The sequence below is a fragment of the Paenibacillus shenyangensis genome (assembly GCF_000346635.1).
GTDB classification, from domain to species: Bacteria; Bacillota; Bacilli; order Paenibacillales; family Paenibacillaceae; genus Saccharibacillus; species Saccharibacillus dauci.
In genome coordinates this window covers 94,699-113,331 of sequence record NZ_AOIG01000008.1, presented here as the reverse complement: position 1 = coordinate 113,331, position 18,633 = coordinate 94,699, and the positions used below count along the sequence as shown (strand labels likewise).

Annotated in this window: 16 protein-coding genes, 3 pseudogenes and 1 other annotated feature; of the genes and pseudogenes, 15 read left to right on the top strand and 4 right to left on the bottom strand. The window is 45.5% G+C overall.

Going from position 1 to position 18,633, the window contains the following annotated elements:
- Positions 1–1,470: a glycoside hydrolase family 1 protein gene (locus H065_RS0107230; protein ID WP_017812363.1), complete on the bottom strand. Its 1,470-nt coding sequence runs from the start codon at positions 1,468–1,470 to the stop codon at positions 1–3.
- 326 nt (positions 1,471–1,796) lie between these two features.
- Between H065_RS0107230 and H065_RS27825 the strand changes: the two genes are divergently transcribed.
- From H065_RS27825 to H065_RS0107210, 4 genes and pseudogenes are all read left to right on the top strand, one after another.
- Positions 1,797–2,141 carry a hypothetical protein gene (locus H065_RS27825; protein WP_017812362.1) on the top strand — a complete coding sequence of 115 codons (345 nt, stop codon included), beginning with the start codon at positions 1,797–1,799 and terminating at the stop codon, positions 2,139–2,141.
- Positions 2,084–2,917: pseudogene (gene yidC, locus H065_RS0107220) on the top strand (membrane protein insertase YidC); the annotation flags it as partial. The gene H065_RS27825 and the pseudogene yidC, both read left to right, overlap by 58 nt.
- 406 nt (positions 2,918–3,323) lie before the next feature.
- Positions 3,324–3,770 carry a CidA/LrgA family protein gene (locus tag H065_RS0107215; RefSeq protein WP_017812360.1) on the top strand — a complete coding sequence of 149 codons (447 nt, stop codon included), beginning with the start codon at positions 3,324–3,326 and terminating at the stop codon, positions 3,768–3,770.
- On the top strand, positions 3,767–4,456 hold the full coding sequence (locus H065_RS0107210) for an LrgB family protein (RefSeq protein ID WP_017812359.1): 690 nt from the start codon (positions 3,767–3,769) through the stop codon (positions 4,454–4,456). The genes H065_RS0107215 and H065_RS0107210 overlap by 4 nt, the downstream gene beginning before the upstream one ends.
- Before the next feature lie 249 nt (positions 4,457–4,705).
- Here the strand turns inward: H065_RS0107210 and H065_RS27315 are convergent.
- Positions 4,706–4,891, bottom strand: a pseudogene (locus H065_RS27315) (ZIP family metal transporter); the annotation flags it as partial.
- Here H065_RS27315 and H065_RS28560 point away from each other — a divergent pair.
- The 3 genes and pseudogenes from H065_RS28560 to H065_RS0107195 form a co-directional block, all read left to right on the top strand.
- Positions 4,875–4,940: pseudogene (locus H065_RS28560) on the top strand (hypothetical protein); the annotation flags it as partial. The pseudogenes H065_RS27315 and H065_RS28560 sit on opposite strands and share 17 nt — an antisense overlap.
- Positions 4,941–4,988: 48 nt before the next feature.
- Positions 4,989–5,168 carry a hypothetical protein gene (locus H065_RS28155; protein WP_017812357.1) on the top strand — a complete coding sequence of 60 codons (180 nt, stop codon included), beginning with the start codon at positions 4,989–4,991 and terminating at the stop codon, positions 5,166–5,168.
- A gap of 265 nt (positions 5,169–5,433) precedes the next feature.
- A complete protein-coding gene (locus H065_RS0107195; protein WP_017812356.1) occupies positions 5,434–6,420 on the top strand; it encodes a cation diffusion facilitator family transporter in 987 nt (328 codons plus the stop codon).
- Positions 6,421–6,532: 112 nt separating this feature from the next.
- Here the strand turns inward: H065_RS0107195 and H065_RS0107190 are convergent, their stop codons facing one another.
- On the bottom strand, positions 6,533–6,910 hold the full coding sequence (locus tag H065_RS0107190) for an ArsR/SmtB family transcription factor (RefSeq protein WP_017812355.1): 378 nt from the start codon (positions 6,908–6,910) through the stop codon (positions 6,533–6,535).
- 287 nt (positions 6,911–7,197) lie between these two features.
- Here H065_RS0107190 and H065_RS0107185 point away from each other — a divergent pair, with 287 nt between their 5' ends.
- The 4 genes from H065_RS0107185 (at position 7,198) to H065_RS0107170 (ending at position 11,668) form a co-directional block, all read left to right on the top strand.
- A complete protein-coding gene (locus H065_RS0107185; protein ID WP_193746767.1) occupies positions 7,198–7,533 on the top strand; it encodes an ArsR/SmtB family transcription factor in 336 nt (111 codons plus the stop codon).
- Between the two features lie 123 nt (positions 7,534–7,656).
- Positions 7,657–8,961, top strand: a complete 1,305-nt coding sequence (locus tag H065_RS0107180; RefSeq protein ID WP_017812353.1) for an arsenical efflux pump membrane protein ArsB — start codon at positions 7,657–7,659, stop codon at positions 8,959–8,961.
- 125 nt (positions 8,962–9,086) lie between these two features.
- Positions 9,087–9,506, top strand: coding sequence for an arsenate reductase (thioredoxin) (arsC, locus tag H065_RS0107175; RefSeq protein ID WP_017812352.1), 420 nt, complete (start codon positions 9,087–9,089; stop codon positions 9,504–9,506).
- Positions 9,507–9,583: 77 nt separating this feature from the next.
- Positions 9,584–9,851, top strand: a binding site (T-box leader).
- Positions 9,852–9,991: 140 nt separating this feature from the next.
- The gene (locus H065_RS0107170; protein WP_017812351.1) at positions 9,992–11,668 is read left to right on the top strand and encodes a glutamine--tRNA ligase/YqeY domain fusion protein; all 1,677 of its coding nucleotides are present in this window, start codon (positions 9,992–9,994) and stop codon (positions 11,666–11,668) included.
- Between the two features lie 114 nt (positions 11,669–11,782).
- Here the strand turns inward: H065_RS0107170 and H065_RS0107165 are convergent, their stop codons facing one another.
- On the bottom strand, positions 11,783–12,463 hold the full coding sequence (locus H065_RS0107165) for a TetR/AcrR family transcriptional regulator (protein WP_017812350.1): 681 nt from the start codon (positions 12,461–12,463) through the stop codon (positions 11,783–11,785).
- 131 nt (positions 12,464–12,594) lie between these two features.
- On the opposite strand from H065_RS0107165, the gene H065_RS0107160 reads away from it, so the two are divergent.
- From H065_RS0107160 to H065_RS0107145, 4 genes are all read left to right on the top strand, one after another.
- Entirely contained in the window at positions 12,595–13,947 is a 1,353-nt protein-coding gene (locus H065_RS0107160; protein WP_017812349.1) for an MATE family efflux transporter, read from the top strand.
- Between the two features lie 80 nt (positions 13,948–14,027).
- On the top strand, positions 14,028–14,495 hold the full coding sequence (locus H065_RS0107155) for a MarR family transcriptional regulator (protein WP_017812348.1): 468 nt from the start codon (positions 14,028–14,030) through the stop codon (positions 14,493–14,495).
- A 151-nt stretch (positions 14,496–14,646) separates the two neighbouring features.
- On the top strand, positions 14,647–16,056 hold the full coding sequence (locus tag H065_RS0107150; protein WP_017812347.1) for an MDR family MFS transporter: 1,410 nt from the start codon (positions 14,647–14,649) through the stop codon (positions 16,054–16,056).
- Between the two features lie 177 nt (positions 16,057–16,233).
- Positions 16,234–18,447 (top strand): heavy metal translocating P-type ATPase, encoded by a 2,214-nt coding sequence (locus H065_RS0107145; protein ID WP_017812346.1) that lies wholly within the window; start codon positions 16,234–16,236, stop codon positions 18,445–18,447.
- Positions 18,448–18,633: the final 186 nt, after the last annotated feature.

Here is an 18,633-nt window from a genome sequence, read left to right as displayed (position 1 = left end):
TTACAGCTGCTCGCCATTGCTGGCGATAACCTGCTTGTACCATGCAAAGGAATCTTTGCGGGAACGGGCGAGTGTACCATTGCCATCATCATCCTGATCAACGTAGATGAAGCCGTAACGTTTGGACATCTCGGAAGTAGACATACTTATCAGATCGATTGGACCCCATGCTGTGTAGCCCATCAGATCCACGCCGTCTTTGATAGCTTCTTTCATCTGTTCGATATGCTTGCGCAGATATTCGATACGATAAGGGTCATGTATGGAGCCGTCTTCTTCGACTTTGTCATAGGCACCCAGACCATTTTCGACGATAAACAGTGGTTTTTGATAACGATCATACATCGCATTCAGCGTAACACGTAGACCGATCGGATCGATCTGCCAGCCCCAGTCGGAGGTCTCCAGATAAGGGTTCATGACACTGCCTACCACCAGGTTACCGGCAGCTTCGTTGTCACCTTCCGGATTCTCTGCAACGGTGATACTCATGTAATAACTGAAAGAAATATAATCGACTGTATATTGTTTCAGCAGCTCGTCATCGCCGTCTTCTTTTTGCAGGACGATATTGTTTTCTGCAAAATAACGATCCATGAATTTTGGATACTCACCGCGTGCATGAACATCGGTAAAGAACAGATTCATCTGGTTAGCCAGCTGCGCCTTGCGCACATCCTCAGGATTACAGCTGTTCGGATACGTCTCCATACGAGCCAGCATACATCCGATCTGAGCATCCGGAATAATCTCGTGACACAGTTTGGTAGCGATAGAGCTGGCTACAAACTGATGATGCAGTGCTTGATACATACCCTGAAGTTTATTGTCCAGACGGTCAACAACCACACCACCACCGGTAAATGCACTGATCGTAATCACATTGATTTCATTGAACGTCAGCCAATATTTTACTTTGTCCTTATAGCGTTTGAATACGGTCTCCGCATAGCGTGTAAAGTGATCGGCCACTTCGCGGCTTACCCAACCGTTGTATTTTTCTGTCAGACCCAGTGGAGTCTCATAGTGAGAAAGTGTAACAAGTGGCTGAATACCATGTTTGAGCAGTTCATCGAATACATCATCATAGAATTGCAGACCTTCCTCGTTAGGCTGCTCATCGTAGCCATTCGGGAAAATACGGGACCAGTGAAGGGACATGCGGAATACTTTAAAACCGAGTTCGGCAAACAGGGCGATATCTTCTTTGTAACGATGGTAGAAATCGATACCATCACGTTTTGGGAAGCGTGCTTCGAATTCGCCGCTTAGAATTTTTTCGATGCGTTCGGAAGTGATCTCCATGGCATGGGAGATTTCTTTGCTGCGTTGTTCTTTTGGAATATAGGCGATCATGTCCGCACTGGACAATCCTTTTCCGCCTTCATTATAGCCACCTTCGAGTTGATTGGCAGCTGTTGCGCCGCCCCAAAGGAAGTTTTTCGGAAAACCCTGGATTACATTGGACATAGATATAACCTCTTTCTGTTGGGAAGTAGTGAGACCGATCAACCAGATCATACGGGATCATTATGGCTCCAAGGCAATAAAAAAAACCTAAACCGGAACAAAAGCAGCATCATACGACGCCGGTTTCGTTGCCAATTTAGGTTTTGCCTGCTTCACCAGTAACAATCCTGTTTTAGTTGTACCTCCACATTGTATATCATCGAAAAAACGTTTTCAAGTTTTTGTGGATGTTCACTGTTTTGACTATGATCATGTCGATTTTTGTCTTATGCATTTGATTTGGATAGAGTATAATAGCTATATTATGACATAAGGAGGTGAAGACTTTGGCCGAGTTCCATGATTTGCTCCCGTATCTGCTATCCATCGGGCTGATTCTGACAGTGGGTTACGCATATATTGCCCACTTGTATTGCGGCATTACCGAATTCTGGACAGTAGGCGGCAAATCCCGCCAGCATTATTTCTATCCGCTGATCCTGTCCATCAGCAGCCATCCTGCACCACTGCGCCTTTCGCGCATGATACGCAGGAAAGAAGCGCCTGATGATGATAGTTCCGATTGTTCCTCCTCGTTGATTGCCGGTATGAACCATCAACGAGGAGGAACAACATGGAAACGATCAAAGGATTCACATTTACGGGTAAAAGAGGCCGTCTGCTTGGCCTGATATTGGCATTGATGATGGTAGTCTTGCTGTCCGGCTGTGGCACGGGCGGAGCTACCGAGATTCACTCCGACACACCGGGATTTTTTAATCATTATGTAGTATTCCCACTATCTTACAGTATGCAGCATATTGCTTCATGGTTTGGCGGAAGTTACGGGCTGGCGATCATTGTATTGACGCTGACCGTACGATTTGCGCTGATGCCGCTGATGATGAGACAAGCCAAATCCCAGCAGGCGATGAAGCAAAAGATGAATGTCATGCAGCCGGAGCTGGATCAACTCAAGAAAAAATACGAGAACAAAACCGATACGGCCTCCAAGCAGCAGCAACAGCAGGAAATGATGGAGATTTACAAAAAGCACAGCTTCAACCCGCTGAATATCGGCTGCCTGCCGATTCTGATTCAGCTGCCAATTCTGTCGGGGATGTATACAGCTATCCGGTTGACGCCCGAGCTGTCGACCCATTCCTTCCTCTGGTTCAAGTTAGGGCATCCCGACTGGATTATGGCGATTATTGTAGCGGTACTGTATTTGTTCCAGGCCAAGGTGTCTCAGGTTAACATGACGCCCGAGCAGCGCAAGCAGTTTGCGATAATGGGGTATGTGTCACCGATTATGATGGCGTTCTTTTCCTTTAGCGCACCCGCAGCGATGCCTTTGTACTGGATGGTCAGCGGATCATTCCTGATTCTGCAGACGCTGTTATTCCAGCGTATGTATCCGACTCAGCCGACAGCAGCTATTGCCGATGTAGCGGTACCTTCGGCGACGCTGGATGCTGCTTCAGCAGCTCTGGAACATGAAGCCGAACGAATCGCGTCTCCTGCTCGCAAGCAGGGGAAAGGCAAAAGTAAATCTTCCCGTTCCAAAGGAAAATCCGGCAAACCAGCATCAAATGCCAAGTCTGCCGGCGTCTAATAATAGATCTGAGTGTCGGCAAGCGACCCAGGCAGATCGTTGGTGTCCTGATAGACTAATTATGACTATTTTGCGGGAACATTAGATTTACCCTTATCCATTTCGAATTTAAAGCCATCCTATATTTGTGAGGATGGCTTTTTTTTGTGGAAAAATATACATACCTATTGCGCAATAACGAGTATATTTCTGGTAAGCTATACGTATATAGATACTCATACTGTGATAGAGAGAATACAAGAGTGAAGGGAAATGAATCATGAAAGTCATTCTGATTGTTGTCCAGATCATGCTGCTATACGCCATTTATCTGGTAGGCAGCTATGTGCAGGCGTGGCTGAATCTGCCGATCCCCGGCAGTATTATCGGCTTGCTGCTGTTATTTGTTTTGCTGTTATGCCGGGTGATTCCGGTCTCATGGATCGAGAAGGGAAGTACTACTATTTTATTTTATCTGCCGTTATTTTTTATTCCGGCAACGGTAGGGGTTATGAACCATCTGGATCTGTTCGCAGGCAAAGGATTGCTGCTGGTTGTAGTAGTCATTGTCAGTACGATCCTGACCATTGCAGTCGCTGGACATGTAAGCCAGTGGCTGGCAGGAGGACCTGGAGCACGCACTGCCGAGAAAAAAGTGCTGTCTCAGGGACAGCCTGGTGCCAGCAGAAATAGTGTTCAATACCGGGAAAAGGAGACTCGGGTATGAACATCATGCTGAGTGCAGGTATTGTCGTATCTACCGTATTCATTTATGTTGTCATGGCTATGATTTACAAAAAATTCCGTTTGCCGGTGCTGATGCCTGCACTGACGGGAACCGCCATTATTGTAATCGTGCTGATTAATCTGAATATTCCTTATAGTACCTATATGAAAGGCGGACAATGGATCAATCAGCTACTCGGGCCTGCTGTAGTAGCGCTTGCTTATCCGCTCTATAAGCAGCGACATCAGCTGTTAAAGAACTGGCTGCCTATTGTCGGTGGATCACTGGCTGGTGTATTTGCAGGTATGCTCAGCGGTATGCTGCTTGCGCTGGCACTGGGATTCAGCAAGCCATTTATTTTATCCATTGTCCCCAAATCGGTGACGACGCCAGTAGCGATTCAGATCGTCAACCATCTGGGAGCAGACTCTTCGCTCACTTCGGTATTTGTTATGATTGCGGGATTTACCGGGGCAGTATGTGGAGTCTATCTGCTGCGTCTGTTCCGGATTCATCATGTGATTGGCAGCGGAATCGCGCTGGGCAGCTCATCCCACGCTCTGGGAACGGCAAAGGCTCTTGAAATTGGAGAACAGGCGTCTTCAATGAGCTCGATTGCGATGACGATCAGTGCCATTGTTGCTTCTTTTATCGCACCGGTTGTAGTATGGCTCGTATTTCATTGAGCAATTCCATCTCATGAACATTATATCTAATCAGACAAACGGCAAGCTCCTATTCTCTGGAGCTTGCCGTTTGTCTGATTAGATAAGGTACAGTGTACATTATTGATCTGCTCATTCATGTTAGTTGACTATCGTAGTATTCCTTTTAGCATGAAATCGTTGACTTCATCCTTTTTTATTTCCTGATTCTGCTGATCAGTAGATTATTCATAGGGTCATGCATGAATGGCAGCTTATTTTTGTATATCTTCAGCCCAGCGCTACATCCAGAATCATCATTACAGTAAATCCAATCATCAGGCACATGGATGCAAAATCCTTGTTGCCTTTTTCCTGTGAGCCGGGAATGACTTCTTCAGCGACAACAAAGATCATGGCACCTGCAGCAAAGCACAAGGCATAGGGCAGCAGCGGATCGATCAGTGTTACGGCCAGCTCGATCGAGCAGCTCTATCAGAACCAATGGATCAAGGGCTATCCGGATGGAACATTCCGCCCGAATGCCAAGATCCGCCGGGTAGAGGCAGCGACGATGATGAATGTGATGCTAAATCGAGGTCCACTGCTGAATCGTGAAGGCATGTTCCCGGATGTGCCAAAAGGCTACTGGGGATTTGGTAATATCCAGGAAGCGGCAATTTCCCATGAATCGGTGATCAATGCACAAGGCAGTGAAGACTGGATTCAGGATATGTCCCAGGATATCCGCTAATAAATCGCAAAGACGTTCGGTAGACATGTACGAACAAAAAGAGATAACACCAAAGAGTATCCGAAAAGCCTTCTTTCCGTAAGTGGAAAGAAGGCTTTTTTGGATAGAAAATGACTTATCTACATCCTCTACGCCGATCTGGATCATTATGATCCTTCTATGTTGCCAGAATAGAAGAGGTATACTATAATAAACACATGAATAGTTGCTCATATGTTTTTTGGGACGGGAATAAGACAAATAATAATACAAGGAGCGGATCATCATGACCTCTACCCCTCGTACGGCCCCTATATCTGACGGTGAACATGCCGATCATCGTCATGAACATTCTCACCATGGTCACTCTCATCATCATGGACATGGTCACAGTCACTCTCATTCACATAATGCGAACAAAAAGGCACTTGGACTTGCTTTCTTTCTGATTGCAGCTTTTATGATCGTAGAAGTGATTGGAGGAGTGATGACGAACAGTCTGGCGCTGCTATCGGATGCCGGGCATATGTTTAGTGATGCAGCAGCATTGGGACTCAGCTTTGTCGCCATGGTATGGGGACAACGTCAAGCCAGCGGTACCAAGACTTATGGATACAAGCGCTTTGAAGTGCTGGCTGCCTTTTTGAACGGAATCGCGCTGGTTGTTATTTCGCTCTACATTTTCTGGGAAGCATTCCAGCGACTCAGTGAGCCGCAGAGTATTATGAGTTCCGGCATGCTAACGATTGCTGTTATCGGACTAATTGTTAATATACTGGCAGCCTATATCCTGATGAAAGGCGATACGTCCGATAATCTGAATATTCGCAGTGCTTTTTTGCATGTTATCGGTGATCTGCTTGGTTCGGTAGGTGCGATTGTTGCTGCGCTGCTGATTATGTTCTTCGGCTGGACACTGGCTGATCCCATTGCAAGTATCATCGTGGCTGTACTTGTACTGATCAGCGCTTATCGGGTCACACGGGATTCTGTGCATATTCTGATGGAAGGTACGCCGGTTCATATCCATACCGAAGAGATTACCCGTGAGTTGGCCGGTATCCCGCATGTACAGAGTGTTCATGATCTGCATGTCTGGTCATTGTCATCAGATCTGCCGCTGCTGAGTTGTCATCTGCTAATTGATGATACCATTTACGGGAGTCAGATTATGAAATCTGCACGTGAGCTGATCCAGCACCATTATGGTATCAGTCATATTACGATTCAGCTGGATACACCGGACATGCAATGTGAAGGCAACAAGCATTAGCTATCTAACCGATCCTATCAATTTATAAATGCCAAAAAGGAAGTCTCCGGATAGAGACTTCCTTTTTATATGGTTACATGGAGCAGCAGGTTGCTCTGTATAAACGCAGCAATTATTTATGGGTTAAATGCTGATGGGTCTGTCTGAAAATTTCTTCCACATGATAATCATCCAGTGAATAAAAGACCGTTTTGCCGACTTTGCGTGGCTTGACGATACGCATATTGCGCAAATAACGAAGTTGATGGGATACTGCAGACTGGGTCATATCCAGCACTTCACAAATATCATGGACACAAAGTTCCTTTTGAAGAAGAGCATAGATCAATCGGACACGCGTAGGATCGCCCAGTGCTTTGAAAATCTCTGCCATCGACAGCGCAGTATCATTATTGATCAATTCCTGCTTCAGACGAGCAAGTTCCTGCTGTGAAGCTTCCGTAGCATCATTGCAATGGCTGCATTCTTCTATAATGGCTTCCTGCTTCACGTTTTTCACCTTCCTCGCAGATCATATAGTATCATTATAACAAAAATCGTTGTGATTACGAATAGAGGAAATAAAAAAGAAACAGCCGATTGTATACATAGTAAACAAAAAGGATTGACGATATCATTTGTAGTCTTTACTATATAAGCATATGCTTATATAGTAATTAACACTGATGACTCTGGCTATGGCATTATAGACTATATCTATATGGATACATCTATCAGGTTTCCATAACAGGAGGGATCAAGTTGGAAACGGAGCTTCATTTTAACAAATTGGATCAGATGACGGAGCTGGCGGAACAGATCAAGCTGCTGGGCGACCGGACTCGATTAATTATGCTGGCACTGCTTAAGGAACGAGAGTGGTGTGTATGCGATTTTGTAGAAATTTTCGAAATCTCGCAGCCAGGTATCAGCCAGCATATGCGCAAGCTGAAATCCCATAAAATTGTCAAAGAAGAGCGCAGGGGGCAATGGGTCTACTATTCGCTAAATATTGCAGACAAGCCGCATATTCAGGCTGTACTGGATCATATGCCCGGTAGCGAGGAGATTTTGCGAATGATGAACAAAACAGAATCAGACTGCTGCAGCCCTGGTAATGACAGCTGCTGTTAATATAGTGTAGATTCTTTTAGGCGAAACTTACTTCGGCTAATCACGGGTACAAGTGATTCAAAAAGTGTTATGCCTGTTTAACAGTACGAATATTGTAATGCTGATCATGTGGAGGAAGTTATTGTGCTTAGTGTAATACTTGCGATCTTTATTTTTGTGATTACCCTTGTTTTTGTAATCTGGCAGCCTCGCAATCTTTCGATTGGCTGGTCGGCATGCGGAGGTGCAGTGCTGGCTCTGCTGGCAGGAGTCGTTAACCTGCAGGATGTCTGGGATGTGACACAGATTGTATGGAATGCGACATTGACGTTTGTCGCGATTATTCTGATTTCTCTTATTCTCGACAAGATCGGATTTTTCGAATGGGCGGCGCTACATATGGCACGTATCTCTCATGGGAACGGGCTGCGCATGTTTATTTATGTCTCCCTGCTGGGAGCGGTGGTATCAGCTCTGTTCGCCAATGATGGGGCCGCGCTGATTCTAACGCCGATTGTTCTGGCGATGGTGCGTGCACTGAAACTGAGTGACAAGCATATTCTACCGTTTATTATGGCCAGTGGATTCATCGCAGATACTACTTCGCTGCCACTGGTAGTCAGCAATCTGGTGAACATTGTCTCGGCAGATTATTTTCATATTACCTTTATGGAATATGCGGGCCGGATGATTGTACCAAATCTGTTTGCACTGGGTGCGAGTATTCTGGTACTGTATCTCTTTTTCCGTAAAAGCATTCCGCGTAACTTTGATGAACGAAACCTCAAGCCGCCGGTCGATGCGATCAAGGATATCCGTATGTTTCGGCTGTCCTGGTGGGTACTGGGACTGCTGCTGGTGGGGTACTTTGTCAGCGAATTCTTCAATATCCCGGTCTCACTGGTAGCAGGGGTTATCGCTATCTTTTTCCTGGTCATGGCGAACCGCAGTGAGGCAGTGCCTACACGCGAAGTCGTCAAAGGAGCACCATGGGCAATTGTGTTTTTCTCGATCGGGATGTATGTAGTGGTGTACGGGCTGCGTAATGCCGGACTGACTGATATATTGGCAGGTATGATCCAGGTAACAGCCAATCATGGTCTGTTCGCAGCGACTATGGGCATGGGTTTTCTCTCTGCCATACTGTCCTCGATAATGAACAATCTGCCGACAGTACTGATCAGTGCGCTGGCTATTCAGGGAACAACTGCTGCAGGCGTGATCAAGGAAGGTCTTATTTATGCCAATGTTATCGGATCGGATCTGGGTCCCAAAATGACGCCGATCGGTTCACTGGCTACACTGCTCTGGCTGCATGTACTGAATGGCAAAGGAATCCGTATCTCCTGGGGAACCTATTTCAAAACAGGTATTATCCTGACGATTCCTACGCTGTTCCTGACTTTGCTGGGTCTGTATCTCTGGCTACTGCTGATTGCCCAGATGTAAGAAAGAGTAAGCAATAGATACCAAAGGTTTGTTTTATCGTTATGAGTGCTTGATAGTAGATAAGCAGTATATCGGCTGTGAACGGGTCTACAGACTGGTAAATAATTGTAAAGGAGCTGGGCGTAATGGAAAAGAAAACTCTCTATTTTTTGTGTACAGGCAATTCTTGCCGCAGTCAGATGGCGGAAGGCTGGGCGAAACAATATCTGGGCGAGAAATGGAATATTTACAGCGCAGGCATTGAAGCCCATGGATTGAATCCGAATGCGGTCAAAGCGATGAAAGAAGTAGATATCGATATCTCGGGACAGACATCCGACGTAATTGATATGGAATTGTTAAACCGGGCCGATATGATCGTAACTCTGTGCAGTGATGCCGATGACAAATGTCCAGCGACACCATCGAATATTCGCCGCGAACACTGGGGATTCGATGACCCTGCCAAGGCAGAAGGCAATGACTTGCAGCGCTGGGGAGTATTCCAGCGTGTGCGGGATGAGATTGGTAACCGCATCAAAAGTTTCTCGCTGACAGGCATGTAATTGAATGTAATTATAAGGTGTCAGCATACTGGCCTCTATTGTCAAACCGACTGCCGAATGGTAGTATAATTTCAATATCAAATGCGATGATGAGAAGAGTAGAATAAATTACTTTTTGTACAGAGAGCTCCGGGTGCTGAAAAGGAGTCAAAAAGCTTTATTTGAAACAAGCCTCTGAGCAGCGGATCGGACCGGATGAACCGGGTATGGTACGACAGGAGCTCCTGTTACAGAGCTAGGGTATAACCGTTATACTGGATTTGTACAGCGGCGTACCTGATAAGGCAGATATAGTGATATATCCGCAAACTGGGGTGGCACCGCGATCAGAATCTCGTCCCCAAGACCATACGTCTTGGAGGTGGGATTTTTTTGTTGTGTCTGTAATAAGGTTAGTCTGAATATGTGCTATACAACAAGCAGAGCAGACGAGAAAAAATATCCGGTAAGAATATGTAGCCGGAACCGATCAAGGAGGTCACCCCATGACTGCTATAAACGAGAATCACTCCCATTTTATTCATAAAGTAATTGAAGAAGATATTCGCACCCATGTATACAGCCGTCCCATAGCGACCCGTTTTCCTCCGGAACCTAATGGTTATTTGCATATCGGCAGTGCTTTTGCGATTATTACTAACGCAGAGCTGGCTCGGCAGTATGAAGGAATATTCAATCTGCGGATGGATGATACGAATCCACTCAAAGAAAGTATGGAGTACGTGCATTCGATTATCGAAGATATAGAGTGGCTCGGCTACCGTCCACAGCTGTATTTTGGCTCCGATTATGCGGAATATTATTATGAAGCTGCCATCCGGTTAATACGCAAAAACAAAGCCTATGTCTGTGATCTTACACCGGAAGAAATGACCCTGTATCGTGGCACACTGACTGAACCGGGAACAGACAGTCCTTATCGCAACCGTTCTGTCGAGGATAATCTGAAATTGCTGGAAGATATGCGTGCCGGCGAATATGCTGCCGGAACGAGAGTACTGCGGGCGAAGATTGATATGACTTCTGCCAATATGACACTGCGGGACCCGGTATTATACCGGATAATTCATGCATCGCACTACCGCACGGAGACACAGTGGTGCATTTATCCAATGTATGACTTTGCCCACCCGATCCAGGATATGCTGGAGGGGATTACTCATTCTCTTTGCTCGATTGAATTCAAAGAACACCGTCCGCTATACGAATGGATACTGAGTGAACTGGAAGTGAATGAACCGCCCAAGCAGCGCGAGTTCGGACGGCTCAATATTACAGGAGTCGTAACAAGCAAGCGTTACCTGCGTGAATTGGTAGAGGGAGGTTATGTAGACAGTTGGGATGATCCACGCCTGCCTACCCTGCAAGGGCTACGGCGGCGGGGATATACACCGGAGAGTATTCATTCCTTTTTCAGGGAGATTGGAATGATCCGTACGAGCAGCACAGTAGATATCGCTATGCTGGAACACGCCATTCGTCGGGATCTGAAGCCCAATACGCGCAGTGCCATGGTCGTATTAGATCCTATTAAAGTTATAATCACTAATTATCCAGCCGACACAGTGGAATGGCTGACTGTAGAAAATAATATGGAAAATGAAGAAATGGGTACACGAGAGCTTCCATTTACCAGAGAACTCTGGATTGAGCGGGAAGACTTTATGGAGGAGCCAATTCGCGGATTTCACCGTCTGTCACCGGGAATGGAAGTCAGACTAAAAGGGGCTTATTTTATTCGTTGTGAACATGTTGTTCGCGATCCCTCTTCCGGAGAAGTCGTAGAGCTGCACTGCACGTACGATCCAGCAACACGAAGTGGCAGCGGCTTTAACAGTCGTAAAGTCAAAGCAACGCTGCACTGGGTATCAGCTGCGCATGGCATCCGTATAGAGACTCATCTATATGATTCGCTGCTTCGTGAATCGGATGAGACACCTGTAGACCCGGCTGATTGGCAGAATCGGATCAATCCGGAATCCCTGATCCGTGTGACTGGCAGCATAGGGGAGCCCTCGCTGCTCGAAGCATCTGCAGGTGATCGTTTTCAATTTATTCGTCACGGTTATTTCTGTGTGGATAATAAATATACAACTGCGGATCGTCCAGTATTCAATCGGATAGTATCTCTCAAAGATCCTTGGAAAGGCAATAAACGATAAAATCAAAACGGAAGGAAATGATATTTATAAGTATTTATTATGGTTCAATCCAAGTAAACGGTAAATAACAGCAAAAAGCGCCCTTCGGATATCCGATCGGCGCTTTTTGTTATTTTAATCTGTATATTCCTTGATCGCCTGTTCAATGCCAAGCAAAATCAGTTTCAGTCCGAATTCAAAAGACTGATCTGTTCCCATCAGCTCAAACTTATTACTGTTGAACAATTGGCGAAAAAGACCTGCTTCCCCCTCACTCATTGAATCCAGCAAACCCATCATCTTTTCACCCGGAAGGGTCTCTCCACTATCGGTTATGGCTGCAACACTACGCTGATGCTGATAATCATCCATTACGAAATAGAAAATGTAATTTACAAAAGTAGTAACTACCTGGAATTTCTGATCCTGCTCCAGTGGTGTTGATTCCACGCAAAGCAGCATCCGGTTGGTAAAACGGATAATATCGGGTTCATTGGGCAGAGTCATCATCATCATCTGGGTAGAGCAGGGGTAACGTCTGAGCACACGGCGGATAACCGCTGCCAGTTCGGTCATTTGCTGCTTCCAGTCTCCATCGGAGTAGAATTCTTCCAAAATGATTTTACTTACCTGATTGGCAAGTCGTTGATAGAGATCTTGTTTGCTTTTGAAATACCAGTACAGGGAGGGGGCCTGTATATCCAGACGGGTAGCAAGCCGCCTTAGACTGAATTTTTCAATCCCTTCTTCGCCCAGAAGTTCCCACGAAGCTTCCAGAATTTTATCTTCTGAAATCTGGGGTTGTTGCTTTTTCATCTTCATCATCCTTTTTATCTAACAGTGTAAGTTTATACTTTACAGGATCTATAAAGATATGATAACATCTAACACTGTAAGGCACAAACTAACGGTGTTAGATTGAATATAAAAAGAAGGTAGTGATAACGATGAATGCTGAAAATCTTCATTATTTTGAAAAAGCTCCGATTGCGAAGGCAGTTGCCCACTTTGCTGTACCAATGATGCTTGGAATGTCGATGAGTGTTATTTATTCTATTTTGAATGCCTATTTTTTGGGCACTCTGCATAATACGGCTATGCTAACTGCCCTGGCGCTCACTTTGCCATTATTTGCAGCTCTGATGGCGTTTGGCAATCTGATTGGTATAGGTAGTGGGACATTTATTTCCCGTTTGCTGGGAGAGAAGAGATATGAAGATGTGAAACATGTGTCTTCATTTGCTTTTTATAGCAGTCTGATTCTGGGACTGCTCGTTATAGCAGCTGGTCTGCCGCTCGTTGATTCGATCGTTCATGGTCTGGGAGCGGCCCCGAGCTCGTTTGCTTTTACCAAAGACTATGTGACGGTAATGCTGATCGGTGCGCCTGTAGTTGTCTTATGTTTCACACTAGAGAATATTGTACGTTCGGAAGGGTCAGCCATCACCTCGATGATTGGTATGATTATCAGTGTAATAGTCAACATCATCTTGGATGCGCTGGTTATTTTCGTTTTTCATTGGGGTGTAGTAGGTGTAGCTTCAGCTACAGTTATTTCAAATCTGGCTGCGAGCATTTTCTACGCTATTCATATGGGCTGGAAAAGCAAGTTCCTGAGCATCTCGCTTGGGTGGTTCAAAATGAACAAAGAAATTCTGAGCAATGTCCTCAAAATTGGTGTGCCCGTATTTATTATGAGTTTGTTTATGGGAGCGATGTCACTTATTTTTAATCTGTTTCTGATCGAGTATGGAGATCAAGCCGTAGCAGCCTATGGTATTTCATCACGTCTGCTGCAATTTCCCGAGTTTATCGTGATGGGATTATGCGAAGGTGTGGTGCCTTTGATTGCCTTTTCTTTTACCGCTAACCGATTACGGATGAAGCAGACGATTACGTTTACCATTCAGGGAATACTGGTGCTGGCTGTGCTATTTGGTGCTATCGTCTATCTGATCTCCGGTCATCTGATTGGTCTGTTCACCAATGATCCGTTATTAATCGAAATGGGCAGTTATATTTTGCATGTGACCTTTTTATCTTTATTTATTACAGGGATTACATCGTTGTTCACAGGAATCTTCCAGGCTACGGGACAGGGTACAGCTGCCTTTGTTATGTCAGTCATTCAGGGGATTACGCTTATTCCCGTACTGTATATTGCCAACCGGATGAATGGGTTTCATGGGGTAGTCTGGTCGCTCGTCATCTCGGATCTGGCTGCTTTTGTAGTAGGGGCAGTCATGTTGTATATGTTACGAAATCGACTGCAACCGGATATCGAGCAGCTGGTAGAGTAGAATGCATATCGGGCTGGGGCTGTGACAGAAAAAGTGCTAAAATGAGAGGGGTGAAGGTATAAGTAATAGGAGGGCAAGCCATGAATAAACAGGAGCAGGTTATGACAGAATTCAGGGAATTATTTAATAAAATGGCTTGGCTGAACAAATACAAAATGGAACGCAGTCTTCAGGGATACAAGCCTTCGGAAGTGCATTGTATCGATTATATTGGCAAACATACGGAGACGAATGTTACGCGGCTCGCAGAGTCTCTCTATATGACCCGGGGCGCTATAAGCAAAATAACCAAAAAGCTACTGGATCGACAATTGATCCAGAGTTATCAAAAGCAGGATAACAAAAAAGAAATTTATTTTAAGCTAACCGAACAGGGCGAGTCTGTATTTGCAATTCATGATCAGCTTCATCGGGAATTCCAACAGCGGGATCAGCTTGTATTCGAACAGATTACAGACGAACAATTTGATAGCATGTTGAATTTCATACAGAAATACAGTCAGCATCTGGATCAGGAAATACAGGAACAAGGGATTACGATTAACTGATCAAAATTTATTTTTTATATGAACAATATCCACAAAGACAGCCTGTCTGCATTAGAAACGGCTGTTTTTTTATATCTGATTTTTGTTGACAAGGAAACAAAAATCAGATATATTGTTGACAAGGAAACAATGATAGGAAGAAGGTACTTCTATGTTAACCCATTCAAATCAGTCATTTCGATTACCAAGAAAAACACTTGGCGCTGCCTGGGCGATTGCTCTGGGTGCAATTGCTCCTATGCTGGACTCTACCATGATCAATATTGCTATCAACCCGCTTAATCAAGCCTTTCATACGACGCTGGATATGATTCAGTGGGCCATCACCGGTTATATTCTGGCACTGGCAATTGCTGTACCTGTATCAGGTTGGTTGATGAATCGATATAACGGCAAACGGATTTTTATCGGTGCAGTCGTGGCTTTTGGATTGATGTCGATTCTGGTAGGAATCAGCTGGGATATTGCCAGCTTTATCTGTTTCAGGCTAATGCAGGGATTCAGTGCGGGAATTATTACTGCGCTTATGTCCGCACTCCTCGTCAAGACAGCAGGACCCGACCATCTTGGCAAAGTAATAGCCATCGTTAGCACGCCGATGATTCTTGGACCTATTCTGGGTCCGGTAATTGGAGGTATTATTGTTCAGATGGCCTCCTGGCACTGGATTTTCTTTATCAATGTATTCATCCTCTGCATCGCTGTTCCTCTGATGATAAGATACATTCCCGATTTTGAGCCTTTTGATCAGGACAGCCGACTGGATCTTCCAGGTATTCTTCTGTTGTCTGCAATCAGTGCTTCATTGATCTATGGTATTACCAAAGCTGCACGGTATGCTTCGTTTTATAATCATGAGACAGTATGGTGGATAGCGATAGGTCTGATGCTGATAGCAGTATATATGGCTTACGATCACTTTCGCAGACATCGGACCGTACTCCCCATGAATCTATTCGTTCACCGGAGGTTTGCTGCATCAAGTGCAGGGCTGTTCCTCGCTAATATGGCAATTATGGGTCCAATGCTGATCCTGCCGCTCTTTTTTCAGAATTTCCGTCATTTTACGGCGATCGAATCAGCACTTGCACTTATTCCGCAAGGAGTGGGGATGCTGATTACCCGACCGTTGATCGGGATTATGATCGATCGTATCGGTGCCAGATATGTAGTCATTGTCAGTCTGGTTCTTGCCTTGATCGGTTCGATACCAATGGTATTTATTAACGATCAGACCAGCATGTTCTGGATAGCTCTTTTATTATTTATTCGTGGTACCAGTGTTGGCGGAATTATGCTACCACTTACCAGTGACGCTTATACCGGGCTGGATAGCAGACAGATCCCTGAAGCCAGTATCGGTATTAACATTATCGAGAATCTGGGGTCCAGCTTTGGATCTGCAGTCATCGCTGCGATCGTTGCGGGCACTGCTTATACGGGCCAGTCGGCAGCGAATGTTAACATAGAAGGGTATCAGGGTGGATTTCTGATGTCTGCTGTTATCCTGGTAATGATCTTCTTGCCGGGTATGCTGCTTACTCACAAAAACAATAATTGATGATGAAAATACTGTTCGAATAAGCGATATCCAGTTTGCGGCAGTCAGAGTAGACGATCAAATATTTGCTTCGCAAAAGAATACCGGGAAGTTTTGACTTTGTTCTACGGACGAACTATAATGAACCTAACATATGAACAATTACTCATGTATTGTTATTGAGAGGGGAGATTATCCGTGGAACATACACAGGATAAAGTCGTCCGACGTGAGCTGATTCTCGATGGTCTGCACTGTGCCAATTGTGCGCTGAAGATCGAGAATAGTGTACAGAAAATTCAGGGTGTGTCTGCCTGTTCAGTCAATTTTGTTAACAAAACGCTCTTGCTGGAAACGGTAAACGGGCGTGAAGAAGCTATAGTGGACGAAGCGACTCGTACGGTTAACCGGATTGAGCCGCAGGTGACTGTAAGGATCAAGCAATCCCAATCTTCATCTCTATCCAATCCTGCCCTGGGACAGCAGTCAGCATTAGCTGATGAATCGGAACAGAAGTTTGGCTTGTCGCGTCGCCAGATGATGATGGCGCGATTAGTGGTGGGAGCGGGATTGACCGCGGCTGGTTTATTGATGCCTCTTCCAGCCTGGGCTGAGTTTGGTGTCTTTTTGGCCGCTTATCTGATTGCCGGCGCCGATATTGTATGGCAGGCGGTACGTAATATACTGCGTGGACAGGTGTTTGATGAGTATTTCCTGATGTCGGTAGCGACGATTGGAGCTTTTGCCGTACAGCAGTATCCTGAAGGCGTAGCAGTTATGCTCTTCTATCAGGTAGGAGAGATGTTCCAGGGAATGGCTGTAGATCGTTCCCGTCGATCGATTACTGCGTTGATGGATATTCGTCCGGATTATGCCAGTATTCAGACAGAAGACGGAATCCAACAAGTATCTCCCGAAGCTGTACAGATTGGAGATCATATTGTAATCAAGCCCGGTGAAAAGGTACCGCTGGATGGTATCGTGATTGACGGTTCTTCGATGCTGGATACCTCGGCACTCACTGGTGAGTCGGTTCCTCGTGAAGTGATTCCCGGCAAGGAAGTACTGGGCGGTTGTATTAACAAAAATGGCGTATTGACCGTGAAAGTTACCCGTATCTTCAGTGAATCCTCAGTAGCCAAAATTCTCGAACTGGTCGAGAATGCCAGCAGCAAAAAGGCACCTACAGAGAAATTCATTACACGGTTTGCCCGTTATTATACACCGGCCGTCGTTATTATTGCGACGCTGTTGGCTGTTGTTCCGCCGCTGCTGGTCAGTGGAGCAGAATTCTCGGATTGGGTATACCGTGCGCTGATTTTCCTCGTGATCTCGTGTCCATGTGCGCTGGTCGTCTCTATTCCACTCGGATTTTTTGGCGGAATCGGGGCTGCATCCAAAGCAGGAATTTTGATTAAAGGCAGTAATTATCTGGAAGCACTGAACGATGTACGTTATGTCGTCTTCGATAAGACCGGTACACTGACTCATGGGACTTTTGCCGTAACTGCAATGTACCCGGCAAATGGATATTCACAAGAGCAGCTGCTGGAGCTGGCTGCCTATGCGGAGCTTCATTCCAATCATCCGATTGCTGAATCTATTCGTACAGCCTATCAGGGAACTATAAATAAGGAACGGCTGGGTAATTATGATGAGATTGCCGGTCACGGTATCCAGGCTGAATTAGATGGTCAGCGGATCCTGGCAGGCAATGCAAGATTAATGAAGCGGGAACAGATAAACTATACAGAACCCGATGCTTCAGGTACTGTGATCCATCTGGCCTATAACGGACAATATGCGGGCTGTATCCTGATCGCTGATACGATCAAATCGGATGCAGCTATGGCTATTCAACAGCTCAAAGCACAGGGAATCCGCCACACAGTCATGTTGACCGGTGATAGCAAGGCGGTTGGAGAGGCGGTCGGCAGACAGCTGGGAATAGATGAAGTACACGCCGAGCTGCTACCTCAGGATAAAGTAGAAGAGATTGAGAAGTTGGAACTACTGCGTGGTAAACGGGAGAAGACGATCTTTGTGGGTGATGGAATCAATGATACACCGGTACTTGCCCGTGCAGATATAGGTGTAGCTATGGGCGGACTGGGCTCCGATGCAGCAATTGAAGCTGCTGATATCGTCATTATGACCGATGAACCTTCCAAGTTGGCGACAGCCGTTCGGATTGCCAGACGTACCCGCCGTATTGTATGGCAGAATATCATATTTGCGCTGGGAGTCAAAGCAGTATTTCTTATTCTGGGAACATTCGGTATTGCTACCATGTGGGAAGCAGTTTTCTCGGATGTAGGCGTAACTTTGCTGGCTGTACTGAATGCAACACGTGTGCTGCGCGCCGAGTCACCGCCGGCCGAGATACCTTTATCAGAGAGTCAGCCAGCCTGAATGAGCAGATTATCATCATAAGTACGATATATATTATAACTGACAAAAACCGTATGCGTTGTAAACGCTGCGGTTTTTTTATGATGTCCTGAATAACCAGTGTATAGGTCTCAGGGTATCTATCTAAGCTATTAATAGAATAAACAAGCATAATAATGGTACATATTAACTAATTTTTCGACAAAA

What these genes read in the sequence shown, in the direction of transcription:
- H065_RS0107170 (WP_017812351.1), top strand. Translation starts at nt 9,992, where the DNA reads ATGACTGCTATAAACGAGAATCACTCCCATTTTATTCATAAAGTAATT.
- H065_RS0107195 (WP_017812356.1), top strand. Translation starts at nt 5,434, where the DNA reads ATGACCTCTACCCCTCGTACGGCCCCTATATCTGACGGTGAACATGCC.
- H065_RS0107185 (WP_193746767.1), top strand. Translation starts at nt 7,198, where the DNA reads ATGACGGAGCTGGCGGAACAGATCAAGCTGCTGGGCGACCGGACTCGA.
- H065_RS0107230 (WP_017812363.1), bottom strand. Translation starts at nt 1,470, where the DNA reads ATGTCCAATGTAATCCAGGGTTTTCCGAAAAACTTCCTTTGGGGCGGC.
- H065_RS0107215 (WP_017812360.1), top strand. Translation starts at nt 3,324, where the DNA reads ATGAAAGTCATTCTGATTGTTGTCCAGATCATGCTGCTATACGCCATT.
- H065_RS0107150 (WP_017812347.1), top strand. Translation starts at nt 14,647, where the DNA reads ATGTTAACCCATTCAAATCAGTCATTTCGATTACCAAGAAAAACACTT.
- H065_RS0107155 (WP_017812348.1), top strand. Translation starts at nt 14,028, where the DNA reads ATGAATAAACAGGAGCAGGTTATGACAGAATTCAGGGAATTATTTAAT.
- H065_RS0107165 (WP_017812350.1), bottom strand. Translation starts at nt 12,463, where the DNA reads ATGAAAAAGCAACAACCCCAGATTTCAGAAGATAAAATTCTGGAAGCT.
- H065_RS28155 (WP_017812357.1), top strand. Translation starts at nt 4,989, where the DNA reads ATGATGAATGTGATGCTAAATCGAGGTCCACTGCTGAATCGTGAAGGC.
- H065_RS0107210 (WP_017812359.1), top strand. Translation starts at nt 3,767, where the DNA reads ATGAACATCATGCTGAGTGCAGGTATTGTCGTATCTACCGTATTCATT.
- H065_RS0107160 (WP_017812349.1), top strand. Translation starts at nt 12,595, where the DNA reads ATGAATGCTGAAAATCTTCATTATTTTGAAAAAGCTCCGATTGCGAAG.
- arsC (WP_017812352.1), top strand. Translation starts at nt 9,087, where the DNA reads ATGGAAAAGAAAACTCTCTATTTTTTGTGTACAGGCAATTCTTGCCGC.